The sequence below is a fragment of the Evansella sp. AB-P1 genome (assembly GCF_029688925.1).
In the GTDB taxonomy this organism is placed as follows: Bacteria; Bacillota; Bacilli; order Bacillales; family Salisediminibacteriaceae; genus Evansella.
This window is the reverse complement of sequence record NZ_JARUKY010000003.1, coordinates 113019-128164: the sequence shown is the minus strand read 5'-3', so window position 1 is coordinate 128164 and position 15146 is coordinate 113019. Positions and strand designations below refer to the sequence as shown.

Below are 15146 nucleotides of genomic sequence, written 5' to 3'. Positions count from 1 at the left end.
AAGTTTCAATTTAGTCATTGTGCGAAGAGATTACTAATGGATACAGGATTTCCCCAATCTAACAAAAACGATGGAGGGGTATTTCACTGCTTCAGCTTTTTGATAGGGAGGAATGCTTATGGAAATAGTTAATAGGATAGGAGATTAATTAGGGGACGAGGAACGATTTTTACATAGAAAAAAGAGGTGTGGAACATGCCTATAGACACTGTAAACTAGATCACAGAATAGTAATGCTGTACAAATAATAAAAAATTAATTTCTGATAAACTAAAAAAATAAATATTTACCATTTATTTTTTAGTCTGAAATTATTACTATAGAATTTGAATAGATTGTGGAGGGCGAATAATTTCCCTTTAATCAATTTATCTATAATTAATTTTTTAGGGGGAATAATATGTGAGGAAGTGTCTTGCTTTATTGTTAGTGTTTTTATTAGTTTTTCCACCAAATTTTACCTTTGCTCTTGATAGTTTAATAGAGGAAAAGGACGATGAAGTACACACATTAGATGAAACTGAAGAAGTAGTCGTTGTATCAGAAGAGGTTGTAGAGGAAGTTTCAGAGGAGATAAAAACATCTGACAGTAAACTAGATGAAACTGAAACGAACGAAAAGGAAACAGGTGAAAATTCGGTTAAGGAAGAACTGGTAACTTTAAATGCGGCTAGTGTTGCACCAATGTCTGTCGCTGAATGGTATGAAGTGGCTAGCAGGAAAGGGACAGCTTCTGAACGCTTGATAGCTTTTATTGAAGCTTACGAGCAATATCCAGGTGATCATTCAATAGTAGAAGGTATCAACACAAGTGCTCGTTCATTATTGAATTGGGCAACAGAGCAACACCAGGATCAGCAATATGATGTTGCTGTAAATCGATACGAACTAATTCTTACAGCACCAGCATTATCATCTTCTATTCAAATGGAGACGGAGCTTAAGCTTCAGTATGGAACGAATAGTGAGAGAGTTCCAACAGCAGATCAGCTAGCAACAAAGGCGAATGGACAACCCACCTCTTCATCGCGGTTAGAATTATTTTCTTTAGGATATTATCTGTATATGACAGACCATAGGTTTGAAGAAGGTATCAATAGTAGTGCTCGGTCTCTACTTAATTGGGCAATAGGTCAGCACAATGAAGGAAATTTTGAGGTAGCTCGGGATCGTTATTTACTGATCTTATCATCGCCAACGTTACGGTCAGACATAAAGGAAGAGACGGAGCAACGATTCCAATTAGCAAACGATAAGGTTAGACTAGCGGATGATATTTATCAAGTAGCTAGAAGGCAGTCTACAGCATCAGAAAGATTAGCCTTGTTTATTGAAGGTTATGAGTTGTATCCAGAAGATTCTCGCTTTGAAGAGGGTATCAACAAAAGTGCCCGTTCATTAATAAATTGGGCGACAGGTCAACATCATGATCATCGTTATGATGTAGCACAAGATCGCTATGAGAGTATTTTAACTGCACCAACACTTAGAAAAGAAATCAAACGGGAAATAGAAGTAAAGCTACAATACGCAAAGGTTAGAAATCTTATCCCTACTGCAAATCAGCTAGTGATGAATGGAAATGGGCAGTCTAGTTCTTTAGATCGACTAGAAGTGTTTACTGAAGGATATTATCTTTATCCAGAAGATTCTCGCTTTGAAGTTGGTATTAATAACAGCGCACAATCCCTTTTAAACTTGGCAATAAGCCATCATCGTGTGGGGGAATATGGAGTAGCGCAGGATCGTTACGAATTAATCCTCTCATCTCCAGTACTGGCGAAGGATATAAAGGATGAAACGGAGTATCGATTAAGCTATGCGAAGGAAGGTATTCGTCTTTCGAATGACTTTGTAGATTTTGCTAGCAGTCAATCTACTTCATCTGAAAGATTAGCTGCCTTTATTGAAGGGTACGAACTATATCCTGATGACTTCCGCTTTGTAGTTGGAATCAATGAGAGTGCCCATTCCCTATTCAACTGGGCTATGGAGCAGCATCAGGTTAGCCATTTTGATATAGCATTAGATCGCTATAAAACAATTTTAGAAGCTCCTGCATTGGATGAAGGTATTAAACAGGAAGTTGAACAAAAGATAATTTATGCGCAGGATAATAAGCGTTTTCCAGTTGCAGAAGAATTGATATCACTGGCTGAGGCTCAACCAAGTTCTTCTCCAAGATTAGAGGTGTATGTAGAAGGGTATACTCTCTTTCCTACAGACGATCGATTTGTAGAAGGAATTAATAATAATGCTCGTTCTTTATTAAACTGGGCAACGGGTCAGCATCAGGATAGACGGTTTGATGTGGCGATTGATCGATATGAATCGATTTTAGCTTTACCCATAGTAGATCCTTTGATTAGAAAAGAAACAGAAAATAAGCTTATTTATGCAAAAGAAAACAATCGTCTTCCTTCTGCAAAACAGTTAAATAATTTAGCGAATGAACAGCATAGTTCTTCTCCTCGTTTAGAGGCATTTATAAAAGGATATCTTCTTTATCCTACCGACAAGAGTTTTGAGGTAGGAATTAATGATAGCGCCGAATCTTTGTTGAACTGGGCAACAGGACAGCATCAAGATAGAAGATATGATGTAGCCATTGACCGATACGAAAATATACTAGCAGCACCAGCGTTAAGGCAGTCGATAAAACGAGAGACAGAGATTAAGCTTCAGTATGCAAATGGTAGGCAGCGAATTCCATCTTCAAATCAGCTAAGCAATGCAGCAAGCGCTAAAGGGACTTCATCAGAACGGTTAGAAACATTTATTGAAGGCTACTATTTGTATTCGAATGATAGTCGTTTTAGAACTGGAATTTATAATAGCGCTAGATCATTACTTAGTTGGACAAGCGGTCAGCACCATGACCGTCGCTATGATGTAGTCATTGAACGTTATGAAAGTATTTTAGCTGCACCAGCTTTGAATCGTTCAATTCGTCAGGAGACGGAGTTGAGGCTAAAATATGCAAAAGGAAGAAATCGAGTTCCAACTGTTAATCAGTTTCTGAATCTAGCAAACAATGAATCTTCTTCTTCAGGAAGATTATCCATTTATAATGAAGGTTTAATATTGTATCCATCAAATAATAGAATGCGGACTGGCGTACAAGAAAGTGCAGAGAGTTTGTTTAGTTGGGCGGTTGGGCGACATGGTTCTGGAGATTATAAAACAGCTATTGATCGTTATGTCTTAATTTTAAATTCAAATGGGGTTCATCCATTTATTCGATCCCAAGCCCAAGAGAATAAAAAGCTTGCGGAGAATAGAAATAGACCTATTTCTTTCAGAACATTAGTTAATGGACGCGTTCAAAACTATACGTATGAAAAGATGCAGCGGGATCTAGGGGATTTACAGCAAATGTATCCTGGTTTTATGGAGACATCAGTGATCGGTAAATCCGTTGATGGAAGAAACATTTACGCTGTGAAATTAGGCTATGGAAATACGGAAATTTTCATTAATAGCTCCATCCATGCACGAGAGCATATGACGACTAATGTTGTGATGAAGATGATTGATGATTACGCTTATGCTTACGCTAACGACAATACGTATGATGGATTTAATGTAAGACAGGTGTTAGACAATACAACCATTTGGTTTGTTCCTATGGCCAACCCTGATGGTGTAACGTTAGTGCAGCAAGGACCTAATGCCATTAATAATAAAAATCTAAGAGATGAAGCCATTAAAATGAATGGTGGTAGCAGGAACTTTGATAGTTGGAAGGCTAATATAAGAGGAGTAGACTTAAACAGAAACTTCCCTACCCGTTGGAATTCGGTTCAACAGGACCCTGGAAAGCCAGGTCCATTTAATCATAAAGGGCCGAAACCACTCAGTGAACCAGAATCGATTATATTAGCTGACTTTACTAGAAGTAGAGACTTTAAAACGACAGTGGCGTATCATTCTTCTGGTGAAGTTATCTTTACAGGTTCACCAGGTCCTGTGGCCAACCTTGTTAGTAGGAAAACAGGGTACCCAGTAATTGACACATCTCGAAATATTAGTGGTGGTGGCTACAATACGTGGTTTATAGATGAATTTGGTAGACCAGGGCTAACACCTGAGATTTCTCCATCAGTGGGACATAGACCTGTTCCATTAGCTAATTGGGACAAAATTTGGAGACAAAATGACTCCGTTGGTCTTATTTTAGCTGATGAAGCATTTCGAAATAGGAATAGGCGATAAAGAGTTTGAATTTTAAGTAGGATAGCTAGCATCTGTGCTAGCTATCCATTTTTATGGAGATATGTGAGAAGGTCGACTTTATAGTATATAGATAAAATATTCATATATTTTGTCCTTATAGAGGTTATACTTACAGCTTGGTGAAAGCTAAAAAAGCACCTTGGATAGAATTGATTTATCATCCAAGGTGCTTTTTTAGTAATAAATTATATTAATCTTGAAGTATTAGTTGGTTACACTATTTTGACTATAAAACTCTTCTTCTGGAACTTGTATATCCTCTTCACTAATAATATTCAAGTGTAGCTGCAATGTCTGGGTAATTTCGGCTACAGACTCTTCCTCTAACTTATAGTAGTAAATGCCCTCTTCTATATAATTTCGTCCATCCAGTTTGAGTGATTCAATATTCCCTAACTTGTTTGCGTACGAATGCATAGATAACATATTGTTAAAAGTAATGTTCGTATTTAAATTGTTTCCAACACTGTCCATTACTGAACCAAAGCGTGTTATGGAGCTTAAGGATACTGCTTCCTTTATAATTGCTTCAATGACTTCCTTTTGTCGTTCTCCTCGGCCTAAATCACCTTGAGGGTCTTGCTTTCTCATTCGTACATAAGCTAATGCCTCTTGACCGTTTAATCGATGTTCTCCTTCTTCGAGAACAATTGTACCGTATGTGGCATTGTCTTTTTCTGTAAAGGTGAATGGTACATTAACGGTTACGCCACCTAATTCATCGATGATTTCCATAAAGGCATCAAAGTTAAGGGATACAAAATAATCTACAGGAATATCAAACAAATTTTCTACTGTATCTATGGTCATATCCACGCCACCGAATGCGTGAGCATGATTTATTTTATCCATGAATCCTCTACCGACAATCTCCACTCGAGAGTCCCGTGGGATGTTTAACATTTTAATGGTTCCTTCTTCAGGATTAAATGTTGTGAGAATCATAGCGTCTGTTCGGCCAGTTAAATCTCCATCCCTACTATCTAATCCAAGGAATAAGATAGAAATAGGATCATTACTAGGGTTTACAACTGTTTCTCTTAAGTCAGAACGATCACCACGATCAAGCTCTTGCTGTGCACTAGATGTGACACTTGCCATTTTGTAGCCCATATAAGCTAAGACACTTCCAGCTATTAAGAAGACTACTAATAAAGATAATGCTGTTATTTTGAAAAAACTATTAAATGTTTTTTTATTATTTGTGCGAAATTGTGCCAATATAAGACACCCCTCTATTCTAATTTTATACTTGATAAACACTACTTAATTTGACGTATGAAAAACGTGATTGGTTTCACCATATTTTGTCATAAAGCTATTAAAAAAATTCTAGCCTACTAGCTAAAATTTTTAGAAAATGTATAAAGAATACTGCTGCGTCAACTTTCTATTAAAGTCTAGCAACACTATTTTATGACAACTATTGTATTTTACAATAAAACTAGATGGTAGTAAATATAATCTTTTAGTAAGAAAATGTAAAATTATGTTCTAATAGTTAATCAATCATGTAATATTGTTGAACTTTAGAAAAATAGTTGGTGAAAATTGTAATTGGAAGTAGGGTGAGGGGGGAGGCTAGGTTGTGCCTGCGGTCAAGATCATTGGGAATATAAATATTGTTGGAACTATCGTGACCGAAGGCGGTGTTAAATGAAGTTTTATAAGAGCTTTCGATCTATTTTTTCAATGATTGATTCGATTTCTTGAAGTTCATCCTCGTTTGCCAATGTAAATTCTTCTAGCTCTCGTCGATAATGGTTTGTTGTTTCCTTCAACTTGTCCATAATAATTCCTTTGTTTTGTTCCTTAATTGTTGAAGCCATATTTAAACGAATTCTATATTTATTAAGCTTTGTTTCGATGATTTCTCTTCTTTTTAATATTTCATCTTTCCGTGATTCTAACTCTTCTTTCCAAGCTAATAACTCTTCGTTTTCATCAATCTTCATTTATTACCCCTCCCAACATAATAGCGACTATACAATATTTTCTCATGTTCGTTCCTATTTTTCAAAGACTACCCTGAAAATGATGCATTACGAAGAGTTGTCAAAAATCAAGAAACCACCATCAGTTTTCAGAACTAATGGTGGCTTCTTTGAACGGTTATTTAGCTTTCGTTTACTTCTGTGTTTATATCTTGGTCAACCTTTTCTATCATGTTTAAATGTTCTTTAAAGGTACGTGAGATTTCTTGTACTGACTCATCACGTAATTCATAGTAATAAATACCTTCAATAATACGATTGTCACCTTCTAGTGTAAGAGATTCAATATTTCCTAGACTTGAAGCATAGGTGTGCATGGAAACAATGTTACCGAAGCTTAAATTAGTTTTTAAATTATTTCCTAAGCTATCCATGATTGGCCCAAATCTTGTAATTGAGCTGAAGCTAGCTGATTGACGGATAATAGATTCAATCACTTCTTTTTGACGTTCTCCTCGTCCTAAATCTCCCATAGGATCTGATTTTCTCATACGAACATATGCAAGAGCTTCCTGACCGTTTAACGTTTGCTCTCCTTCATGGAGTGTAATGGTTCCGTATGTTGCATTGTCTTTTTCTGTAAAGGTAAATGGCACGTTTACATTCACTCCACCAAGTTCATCCACAATTTCCATAAATGCAATGAAATTCAGAGAAACGATGTAATCAACTGGAACTTGTAACAGATTTTCAACTGTATCCACGGTCATGTCAACCCCACCGAAGGCATGAGCATGGTTGATTTTATCTAGTCTATCTCTCCCAACAATTTCAACTCGCGAGTCACGAGGGATGTTTAACATTTTGATGGATGAATCCTCAGGATTAAATGTAGCAAAAATCATTGCATCTGTTCGACCTGACAAATCCTCATCTCGACTATCTAGACCTAGGAATAAAATGGAGATTGGATCCTTACTAGGATTTACTGTATTTTCACGTAAATCAGACATTGCTCCACGATCCAATTCTGCACTCGATGTAACACCTAGAATTTTACTTGCTACATAAGCTACTCCGCCTCCAACAAGCAACAGTAATACTAACAATGTATATAAAGTAATTTTTAATTTCTTCTTTGGCTTCTTCTTCTTGCTTCTTTGATATTCCGTTCTTGATTGTGTCACAGGAGACACCCCTCTATTATATAGATTTTAAAATATATAGACGAAATAAACGTAAAGAATGTATCATTCCTAAAATTTTATACAAATAATGTATAAAAAATGATTCGAAAATGAACCATCAATACATTTTACATCAATATTATTCGACAGTAAATACTATTTTTTGGATTAAGTAATGAAGTGGATTAATTGGTCAAAGAGGCAATCATCCTAAAAAATGATAGGCAACTAAATAAACGCAAATGTCCTGGTAGGTAGTATATTGTCAAATTTTGTTGAAAAAAAATTAAAACTATAAGGTAATAGTGATTAGACACTTTCTATTGGTGTACTAAATTTTGTAGATAATTTGTCATAACCGTAAAAAAATGTCGAATAATATATTGTTTGTCAAGAGGAATTTATTTCGAATTGTATTTACAATTGATTTAGTAGCGTATTAAAATAATAAAGTAAGTAAAAAATGTGTGTATTTAGAATGATATATATCAGTTTTTGTTAAAATACGAAGAAAAATATAGGAAAAAATAAGCAAATTCATCTAGTCATATGTTAATACATTTATATTTAGAATTAGTGAGTTATTCGTCGATATTTGAGGAAATAAGCATAATACGATGATATATGACAATATAAGTATTAAAATGTATTTTTTTACAATGGTATTATTGAGCTAATGTTTTTATGGGGATGAATATTAAAAGGAATTTGTAGATGATTTGTACTAGGGAGAAGGTGGAGTGATTGGGATATCGTGCTGTAGATAAATTCACTATAATGAACGAATATAATAATGAAGGGGATTGTCCTGGTAGGATGATCGTTGATGAGGAAGGTTATATTAGCCATATATGCCAGCATTGTCGTAATCATGTGGGGTTGGAAAAAGACCTTAACAATGGTGCTAGCATATTAACTACGTCTTTGGCTTCTGATTTTTATTCCCTACTAGATAAAAAACAAATAGATGAAAATGTTTTAAAAAATATAGATCATGATAATGTTGATTTGTTACAGAATCTCAATGACCATCTCCTTACATCTTCTGCTCGTTGGACACCGGATACAGAACGGCTCATACAACAAATTAGTCTTCGATATGCCCATGAAATTTTAAATGCATTGACACCTGTATATGGAATTTTACAAATACTAATGAATGAACAAGATAAGAACCCAAATGATAATAGTGACTTATTAAAAATTGCCCAACAAGAAGTAGTAAAAGGGAAAAATTATGTAAATGACTTTTTAAATTTTAATTTCGATACTCCTCCTCAGGCTGTGGAACTTCCTGTTCATGAGTTGATGCATTATATTGAAACCCATTTACATGAACAGTCTCCAGAGTTTACACCTTATATTGTGTTTGAAATTGAAGGAGACGGTAGTAAGAATGTGTTTATAGATAAAAAGAAGCTACGTTTAATATTGCAGCTAATTTTAAAGAAGTGGATAGAATTCGTAGAGGATATGGTAGGTATTAAAGTTATTTTTACTTTGGAAGAAGATAGATTTTTTGTATCAGTAAAATCATCCGTACATCAAGAAGGTGTACTTTACCATCAAGATAATGAACTCATGTTTTACCTCCACCTTATTTCAAGAATGATGAGGAGAAATGGAGGAAGGCTGAAGGTGAGGGATGGCTTAACATTAGAATTTTATAACAGCAGAGATTTTGCAGAACAATTCATGTGAAGACAAGCATCGTCAAATGGAACGGAATAGGATAATTTGCATGCTTGTTTTGTTTTACAAAAAAGTTCACAAAATCGTACGGGACCATGTCCCGCACGATTTTGTGAACTTATGCTATATGGTTTGTTAGTAGGGAATATCTTCTTCAAGATATTTGACGGAGGTTTTTTCGATTTTCCCTTGACCGTTAGTTAGGTTAGTCATCCATTCTTCAAATTTGTTTTCTTCTCCTACAATCACATATGTATGAACGTGCACTTGGTCTAAATATTCAATTTCCTTTATTAAAAAAGGGGAAGAACGTAATTCGTTTTCCACTTTCCCTAAAAAATGATAATCAATCGACGTTCGATAAACTTGAGCTAGATTTCGTTGAACAATTCCTGTAGCTTTAAGTCCTTCTGAAGTACTAGTGCTATATGCCCTAATCAAACCACCTGCACCAAGCTTAACTCCACCAAAATAACGAGTTACGACAACTACAGTATCTTTTAGCTGTCGTTGCTTTAATACTTCTAGCATTGGAACACCTGCTGTTCCAGAGGGTTCTCCATCATCGTTTGCCTTTTGGATTTGATCATTTTCTCCGATCATATAGGCAGAGCAATTATGATTAGCATTCCAGTTTTCCTTTTTAATTTTTTCAATAAAGGCTTGCGCTTCTTCCTCGGTTGTAACTCGGTTCACATAAGCGATAAATCGGGAACGTTGAATGGAAATTTCATGTTCTCCAAATCCTTTTACTGTAAAATAACTAGTAATCATCAAATTCCCCCCTTTCGTATCAAAAACTGATCAAAGCGTATCATACTAAATAACTAAAAATCGAATATTTACGACATATTAATTATTTTTAGGTTATGATGAATGAATAGGTGTGTCAAGGTGAGAACCATACTAAGATGTCTGTTTTAGCATTGATATTTTCATGGTAGACCTCCATTCAAGTGGAAATTGCACCATGACATATGAAAATATTCTTTCAAAGGTGTTCATCCGTTACAGGTGACAGCTTTCCGCGGGTAATGCCTCAGCCTCCCCACTTCGCACTATCGTGCCGAATTGTCGGGTCTTCTGATATTGCTTTTCCCACTGGAGTCGTCACCCTTCACTGCTGAACCGTTCTTGTTTTCAGGGGAGACTTCCCATGCAATGGAATTTGCACCATCAGGTGGGAAAACACATCACTCCTGAGCTTTATGAATGAATGGTATTTATATATTTGGTTTAACTATTTTCATGATAGTCAATGTGTAAAATTTACGTTAATAGAACGAAATCTTATATTAATGAAGAAATATGTTTTTATAAATCGAATTAAATAATTGCTTGTCGATAATATATGTCTAAAGTATGATACTTCTACAAAAAATAACCCTTTTTTTTTATAGAAGAAAAGCATAAAATTTTCATAGGGGAATAATAGGGGATGAAAATCAATAAAGGCTACATTGACAGCTGAAATTAAAGGTAGGGAATCGTATGTCCAATATTAAAGAACAAAGCACAATTGAAATCATCTTAGAAAAAATGATGGATGCTGTTGGGGATAGTAAGGAAAAGATATTTGAAATTGGTGAGGACTCTAGAGGAGAGTATAATATTCTAAAGTCTGAACTAGAAAGTGTTCAATCAAGTGTCATTGAAATTATCGAGAAAAACGAGAAAATGGAGGTTCATTCCCGTTTTGCAAGAAATCGATTATCGGAAGTGAGTAAGCATTTTAACCAATTTAGTGATGAAGAAGTAAAGCAGGCATATGAGCAAGCAAATGATTATCAAGTGCGGTTAGCTATCTTACGGCAAGAGGAGAAGCAATTAAGGGAAAGACGAGATCAAATAGAACGGAGGCTATTGAGGCTAAAGGATACAATTGATCGAGCTGATAGCTTAGTTGGACAAATTAATGTGGTGATTGATTACCTTACTGGAGATTTAAAGCAAGTGACAGAAATGGTCGCCGATGCTGTTGAAATGCAAAAATTAGGGTTGAAAATTATTGAAGCGCAAGAAGAGGAAAGAAAGCGACTTTCTAGAGAAATTCATGATGGACCAGCTCAGATGATGGCAAATGTGATGATTCGTTCTGACTTGATTGAACGAATATATAAGGAAAAAGGCGTGAAGGAAGCAATGGAGGAAATTCGTGATTTGCGTTCTGTCGTAAAAGATTCCCTTGCAGAGGTTCGGAGAATTATTTATGATCTACGTCCCATGGCATTAGATGATCTAGGACTAGTCCCTACATTAGAACGATATTTAAGGCATATTCAAGAGCATGTTTCAGCTAGCATAGTTTTTAAAAGCTTTGGTAAAGAACGTCGCTTGCCATCAGAAATGGAAGTTGCCTTATTTCGATTCGTTCAGGAAGCAGTGCAAAACGCTAATAAGCATGCTAAAGCAACAGAAATTGCTGTTAAAATAGAATTAACTGCAACGAAGGCCTTAGCTATTATTAAAGATAACGGCGCGGGCTTTGATCCAGAAGTAAAAAAAGAAGGGTCATTTGGTTTATTAGGGATGAGAGAACGAGTAAACATGTTAGACGGCCTTTTAACGATAGATTCGAAAATCGGTAAAGGTACTTTAATCATGGTACAACTCCCTGTTAATGGTAAATAGATAGCATTTTTGTCTCATTAAATATTGATTATTTACATGGTCAAAATGCTATAGAAAACGACGATAATAATAGTGATTGATTTACTATTTAAAAAAATAGTTTAATATAAATATAGAACATAACTAGAATGATGTGGAACTGGAGGAGGAGAATAGATGGATAGAGATAAACGTATTAAAATAGTCTTAATTGATGATCACCAGTTATTTCGAGAAGGGGTAAAGCGTATTCTAGCTATGGAACCATCCTTTGATGTTGTAGCTGAAGGAAGCGATGGGGAAGTTGTTATAGACTTAGTTCGAAATTATCAGCCAGATGTTGTATTAATGGATATAAACATGCCTAATGTAAATGGAGTAGAAGCAACAAAACAGTTAGTTGAAACCTTTCCTAACGTAAAGGTATTGATATTATCCATTCACGACGACGAAACATATGTGACACATGTGTTAAAAACTGGTGCTACTGGCTATTTATTGAAAGAAATGGATACGGAAGCCCTTATTGAAGCGGTAAAGGTAGTTGGTGAAGGGGGAGCTTATATCCATCCAAAGGTTACCCACAACTTAATTAATGAATATCGCCGTTTAGCAACAGAAGACGGTCCAGAAACGGAAATTGGGTTTAGGGAAGTAGAGTACCGTAGACCATTACATCTTTTAACACGAAGAGAGTGTGAAGTGCTACAGCTAATGACTGATGGAAAAAGCAACCGTGCTATTGGTGAAGCATTATACATAAGTGAAAAAACAGTAAAGAACCACGTGAGCAATATTTTACAAAAAATGAACATGAACGATCGTACCCAAGCAGTTGTTGACGCTATTAAGAACGGCTGGGTGAAAGTTAATTGAGAGTATAGTGAACGTTGTTGGATTTGATTCGGTGTTTTCTATTATTCATTGAAATTAATTGAATACGTTTACGAAAAAACTACGGAGATTTTTTCTGTAGTTTTTTCGTTATTGAATAATGATTTGTTCATTTTTTTAGGGTGCAAGTTGATAATAAGGTTAGACAGCGATTGTAGGTGGGATTTGAACTATGGAGAATGAAACTAATTTTTCACAGCAATCACAGCTTGTACTATTGTAACTTTGCTGTCGTATAGTTAGGTCCAATCGTCCTGCAAATTGCCTAAATGCTGTTTGCAGGAACGGAGGAGGATCCACCGTTCCTGTAAAGAGTGGAAAAGAGATTTGCGGGAACAGAGGAGGATCCAGCGTTCCTGCAAAGGGAGGAAAAGAGATTTGCGGGAACGGAGGGAGAGTCCAGCGTTCCTGCAAAGGGAGGAAAAGAGATTTGTGGGAACAGAGGGAGGCGCCAGCGTTCCTGCAAAGGGAGGAAAAGAGATTTGCAGGAACGGAGGAGGATCCACCGTTCCTGCAAAGAGTGAAAAGAGATTTGCGGGAACGGAGGGAGAGTCCAGCGTTCCTGCAAAGAGTGGAAAAGAGATTTGCGGGAACAGAGGGAGAGTCCAGCGTTCCTGCAAAGGGAGGAAAAGAGATTTGCGGGAACGGAGGGAGAGTCCAGCGTTCCTGCAAATGGTGGAAAAGAGATTTGCGGGAACGGAGGGAGAGTCCAGCGTTCCTGCAAAGGGTGGAAAAGAGATTTGCGGGAACGGAGGGAGAGTCCAGCGTTCCTGCAAAGGGAGGAAAAGAGATTTGCAGGAACGGAGGAGGATCCACCGTTCCTGCAAAGAGTGAAAAAGAGGGTTGCAGTCACAGGGGAGCTAGACCATGATACTGCAAAGGGAGTAAGAATTAGCACAAAGCTTCTGAGCTACTGTATTTCATGATTTCCCTACTTTCCTGACGTCTAGAAAGCTTCTTGAAATGTCGAGACTTCACCAGTTGTTGCTGATCCCACTGGAGTCGTCACCTTTCACTCCTGAACCGTTCTACTTTCAGGTAGACCGCCCATGCAAGTGGATATTTGCATCATGGGAGATGAAAATATTCTATCTAGCGGCTTCATTCTTACCGCATTTTTGTTTTTCCATCATTTGCGGGAACAATAACGAGTCTTCTTTCGTATTTTCAGGGTAGAAAGAGATATTTTACATATTATGTAACATTATGTTTTTCATTGACAAATAATAGACAAATTTATATCTCTCTTGGTACTATTAAATAAGTAAAAAGTCATATTAATTATAAATGAATAAATAATTGGTAGTCATTTTTCAAAAAATAGTTGGATAGAAGATGATCTTTTGTTTAGGAAGAAGTAGCTTTTCCGCAGGGTTCTGAATGTGCATCTAAGAGTAAGCCCACGGACGAAGAAAATGTGATAGCTTTTCGAGGAGTCTTGCAACCTCCGCCAAAATCAAACTTTTACTAAAACAACAACCATTTTTAACACAACCATTGTTGAAAAAAGTGTATGAAATATTTTAATGGAAGAAGTGATTAAATTTATGGGTAAGGTAGCCATTATCAGTGATAGTACCGCTTACATACCGAAAGATGTCCGTGAAAAAAACAATATTGTAATGATCCCATTAAATGTTGTTTTTGGTGAGGAAGAGTATAAAGAAGAGCTAGAAATTACGACAGAGCAATTTTACGAAGAAATGAAAACAAAGGAAGCTCTCCCAAAAACGTCACAGCCTGCCGTTGGCCTTTTTGAACAAAGATATCGAGAATTAGGGGAAGATTATGATGAAATTATTGTTATTACATTGTCCAGTGGTATTAGTGGGACGTACCAAACGGCAGTGAGTGCTAGTACTATGGTAGAAGATGTGAAGGTACACGTCTTTGATTCAGAAATTAGCTGTTTCGTTCAAGGTTTTTATGTACTTAAGGCAGCAGAAATGGCCAATGCTGGTCGAAGTAGTGAAGAAATTATTCGTGAGTTAGAGGAAATGAAGAATAGCTGCCGTGCTTATTTTATGGCAGATGACTTAAGTCACCTTCACCGTGGTGGTCGTTTAAATGGTGCTCAATTAATCGTTGGAAGTCTACTTCAAATTAAGCCAGTACTCCATTTTGAAAATAAAGTAATTGTTCCTTTTGAAAAAGTTCGTACAGCAAAGAAAGCCATTAGCCGCATTCTTGGATTGTTAGATGAGGATGCTAAAAGTGGCGATGCCTATAACGTAACGGTAATCCATGCTAAACGACCTGAAAAAGCGAAGGAGCTTGCAGAGAAAATTGAAAGTAAATACCCTAATTGTAACGTAACCATCAGTTACTTCGGCCCGGTCATTGGGACGCATTTAGGTGAAGGAAGTCTTGGTATCGGATGGGTGAAACAATAAGCCTGTTTTAATCTGTTGTGGTGATTTTTGTACTGAAGGAAGATTTTGGTGTTGGAATTATAGAATTTTATAATTATTTATTCTTGAAAAATAACATACTTCTCAGGTGTTGAGTCATTTAAAAATCCTGAGAAGTGCCTCTATTCACTGTTCATTTGAACATCCATGATAGGAGACCAGTTTATTTTTCTCCTCCCCAA

The 15146-nt window shown here is 36.3% G+C and carries 10 protein-coding genes; 6 read left to right on the top strand and 4 right to left on the bottom strand.

Annotated features, from left to right (window positions below):
• Positions 1-402 precede the first annotated feature (402 nt).
• Positions 403-4215 carry a M14 family metallopeptidase gene (locus QA612_RS04245; protein ID WP_278282519.1) on the top strand — a complete coding sequence of 1271 codons (3813 nt, stop codon included), beginning with the start codon at positions 403-405 and terminating at the stop codon, positions 4213-4215.
• Between the two features lie 225 nt (positions 4216-4440).
• Here QA612_RS04245 and QA612_RS04240 read toward each other — a convergent pair whose 3' ends face one another.
• From QA612_RS04240 to QA612_RS04230, 3 genes are all read right to left on the bottom strand, one after another.
• A complete protein-coding gene (locus QA612_RS04240) occupies positions 4441-5457 on the bottom strand; it encodes an LCP family glycopolymer transferase (protein WP_278282518.1) in 1017 nt (338 codons plus the stop codon).
• A 443-nt stretch (positions 5458-5900) separates the two neighbouring features.
• A complete protein-coding gene (locus tag QA612_RS04235) occupies positions 5901-6191 on the bottom strand; it encodes a hypothetical protein (protein WP_278282517.1) in 291 nt (96 codons plus the stop codon).
• A 161-nt stretch (positions 6192-6352) separates the two neighbouring features.
• Positions 6353-7357 carry an LCP family glycopolymer transferase gene (locus QA612_RS04230; RefSeq protein ID WP_278282516.1) on the bottom strand — a complete coding sequence of 335 codons (1005 nt, stop codon included), beginning with the start codon at positions 7355-7357 and terminating at the stop codon, positions 6353-6355.
• A 744-nt stretch (positions 7358-8101) separates the two neighbouring features.
• On the opposite strand from QA612_RS04230, the gene QA612_RS04225 reads away from it, so the two are divergent.
• Positions 8102-9058 (top strand): ATP-binding protein, encoded by a 957-nt coding sequence (locus tag QA612_RS04225; protein ID WP_278282515.1) that lies wholly within the window; start codon positions 8102-8104, stop codon positions 9056-9058.
• Between the two features lie 126 nt (positions 9059-9184).
• Here QA612_RS04225 and QA612_RS04220 read toward each other — a convergent pair whose 3' ends face one another.
• Positions 9185-9823, bottom strand: coding sequence for a YigZ family protein (locus tag QA612_RS04220; protein WP_278282514.1), 639 nt, complete (start codon positions 9821-9823; stop codon positions 9185-9187).
• Between the two features lie 717 nt (positions 9824-10540).
• On the opposite strand from QA612_RS04220, the gene QA612_RS04215 reads away from it, so the two are divergent.
• The 4 genes from QA612_RS04215 to QA612_RS04200 all read left to right on the top strand — a co-directional run bounded on the left by QA612_RS04215 (position 10541) and on the right by QA612_RS04200 (position 14946).
• Positions 10541-11680, top strand: coding sequence for a sensor histidine kinase (locus QA612_RS04215; RefSeq protein ID WP_278282513.1), 1140 nt, complete (start codon positions 10541-10543; stop codon positions 11678-11680).
• A gap of 156 nt (positions 11681-11836) precedes the next feature.
• On the top strand, positions 11837-12535 hold the full coding sequence (locus tag QA612_RS04210; RefSeq protein ID WP_278282512.1) for a response regulator: 699 nt from the start codon (positions 11837-11839) through the stop codon (positions 12533-12535).
• Between the two features lie 396 nt (positions 12536-12931).
• Positions 12932-13387 (top strand): hypothetical protein, encoded by a 456-nt coding sequence (locus tag QA612_RS04205; protein ID WP_278282511.1) that lies wholly within the window; start codon positions 12932-12934, stop codon positions 13385-13387.
• 692 nt (positions 13388-14079) lie between these two features.
• Positions 14080-14946, top strand: a complete 867-nt coding sequence (locus QA612_RS04200; protein WP_278282510.1) for a DegV family protein — start codon at positions 14080-14082, stop codon at positions 14944-14946.
• Positions 14947-15146 lie beyond the last annotated feature (200 nt).

Bases quoted from the DNA above. Each gene is read 5' to 3' on its own strand.
- QA612_RS04200 (WP_278282510.1), top strand. From the start codon at position 14,080: ATGGAAGAAGTGATTAAATTTATGGGTAAGGTAGCCATTATCAGTGAT.
- QA612_RS04210 (WP_278282512.1), top strand. From the start codon at position 11,837: ATGGATAGAGATAAACGTATTAAAATAGTCTTAATTGATGATCACCAG.
- QA612_RS04235 (WP_278282517.1), bottom strand. From the start codon at position 6,191: ATGAAGATTGATGAAAACGAAGAGTTATTAGCTTGGAAAGAAGAGTTA.
- QA612_RS04220 (WP_278282514.1), bottom strand. From the start codon at position 9,823: ATGATTACTAGTTATTTTACAGTAAAAGGATTTGGAGAACATGAAATT.
- QA612_RS04215 (WP_278282513.1), top strand. From the start codon at position 10,541: ATGTCCAATATTAAAGAACAAAGCACAATTGAAATCATCTTAGAAAAA.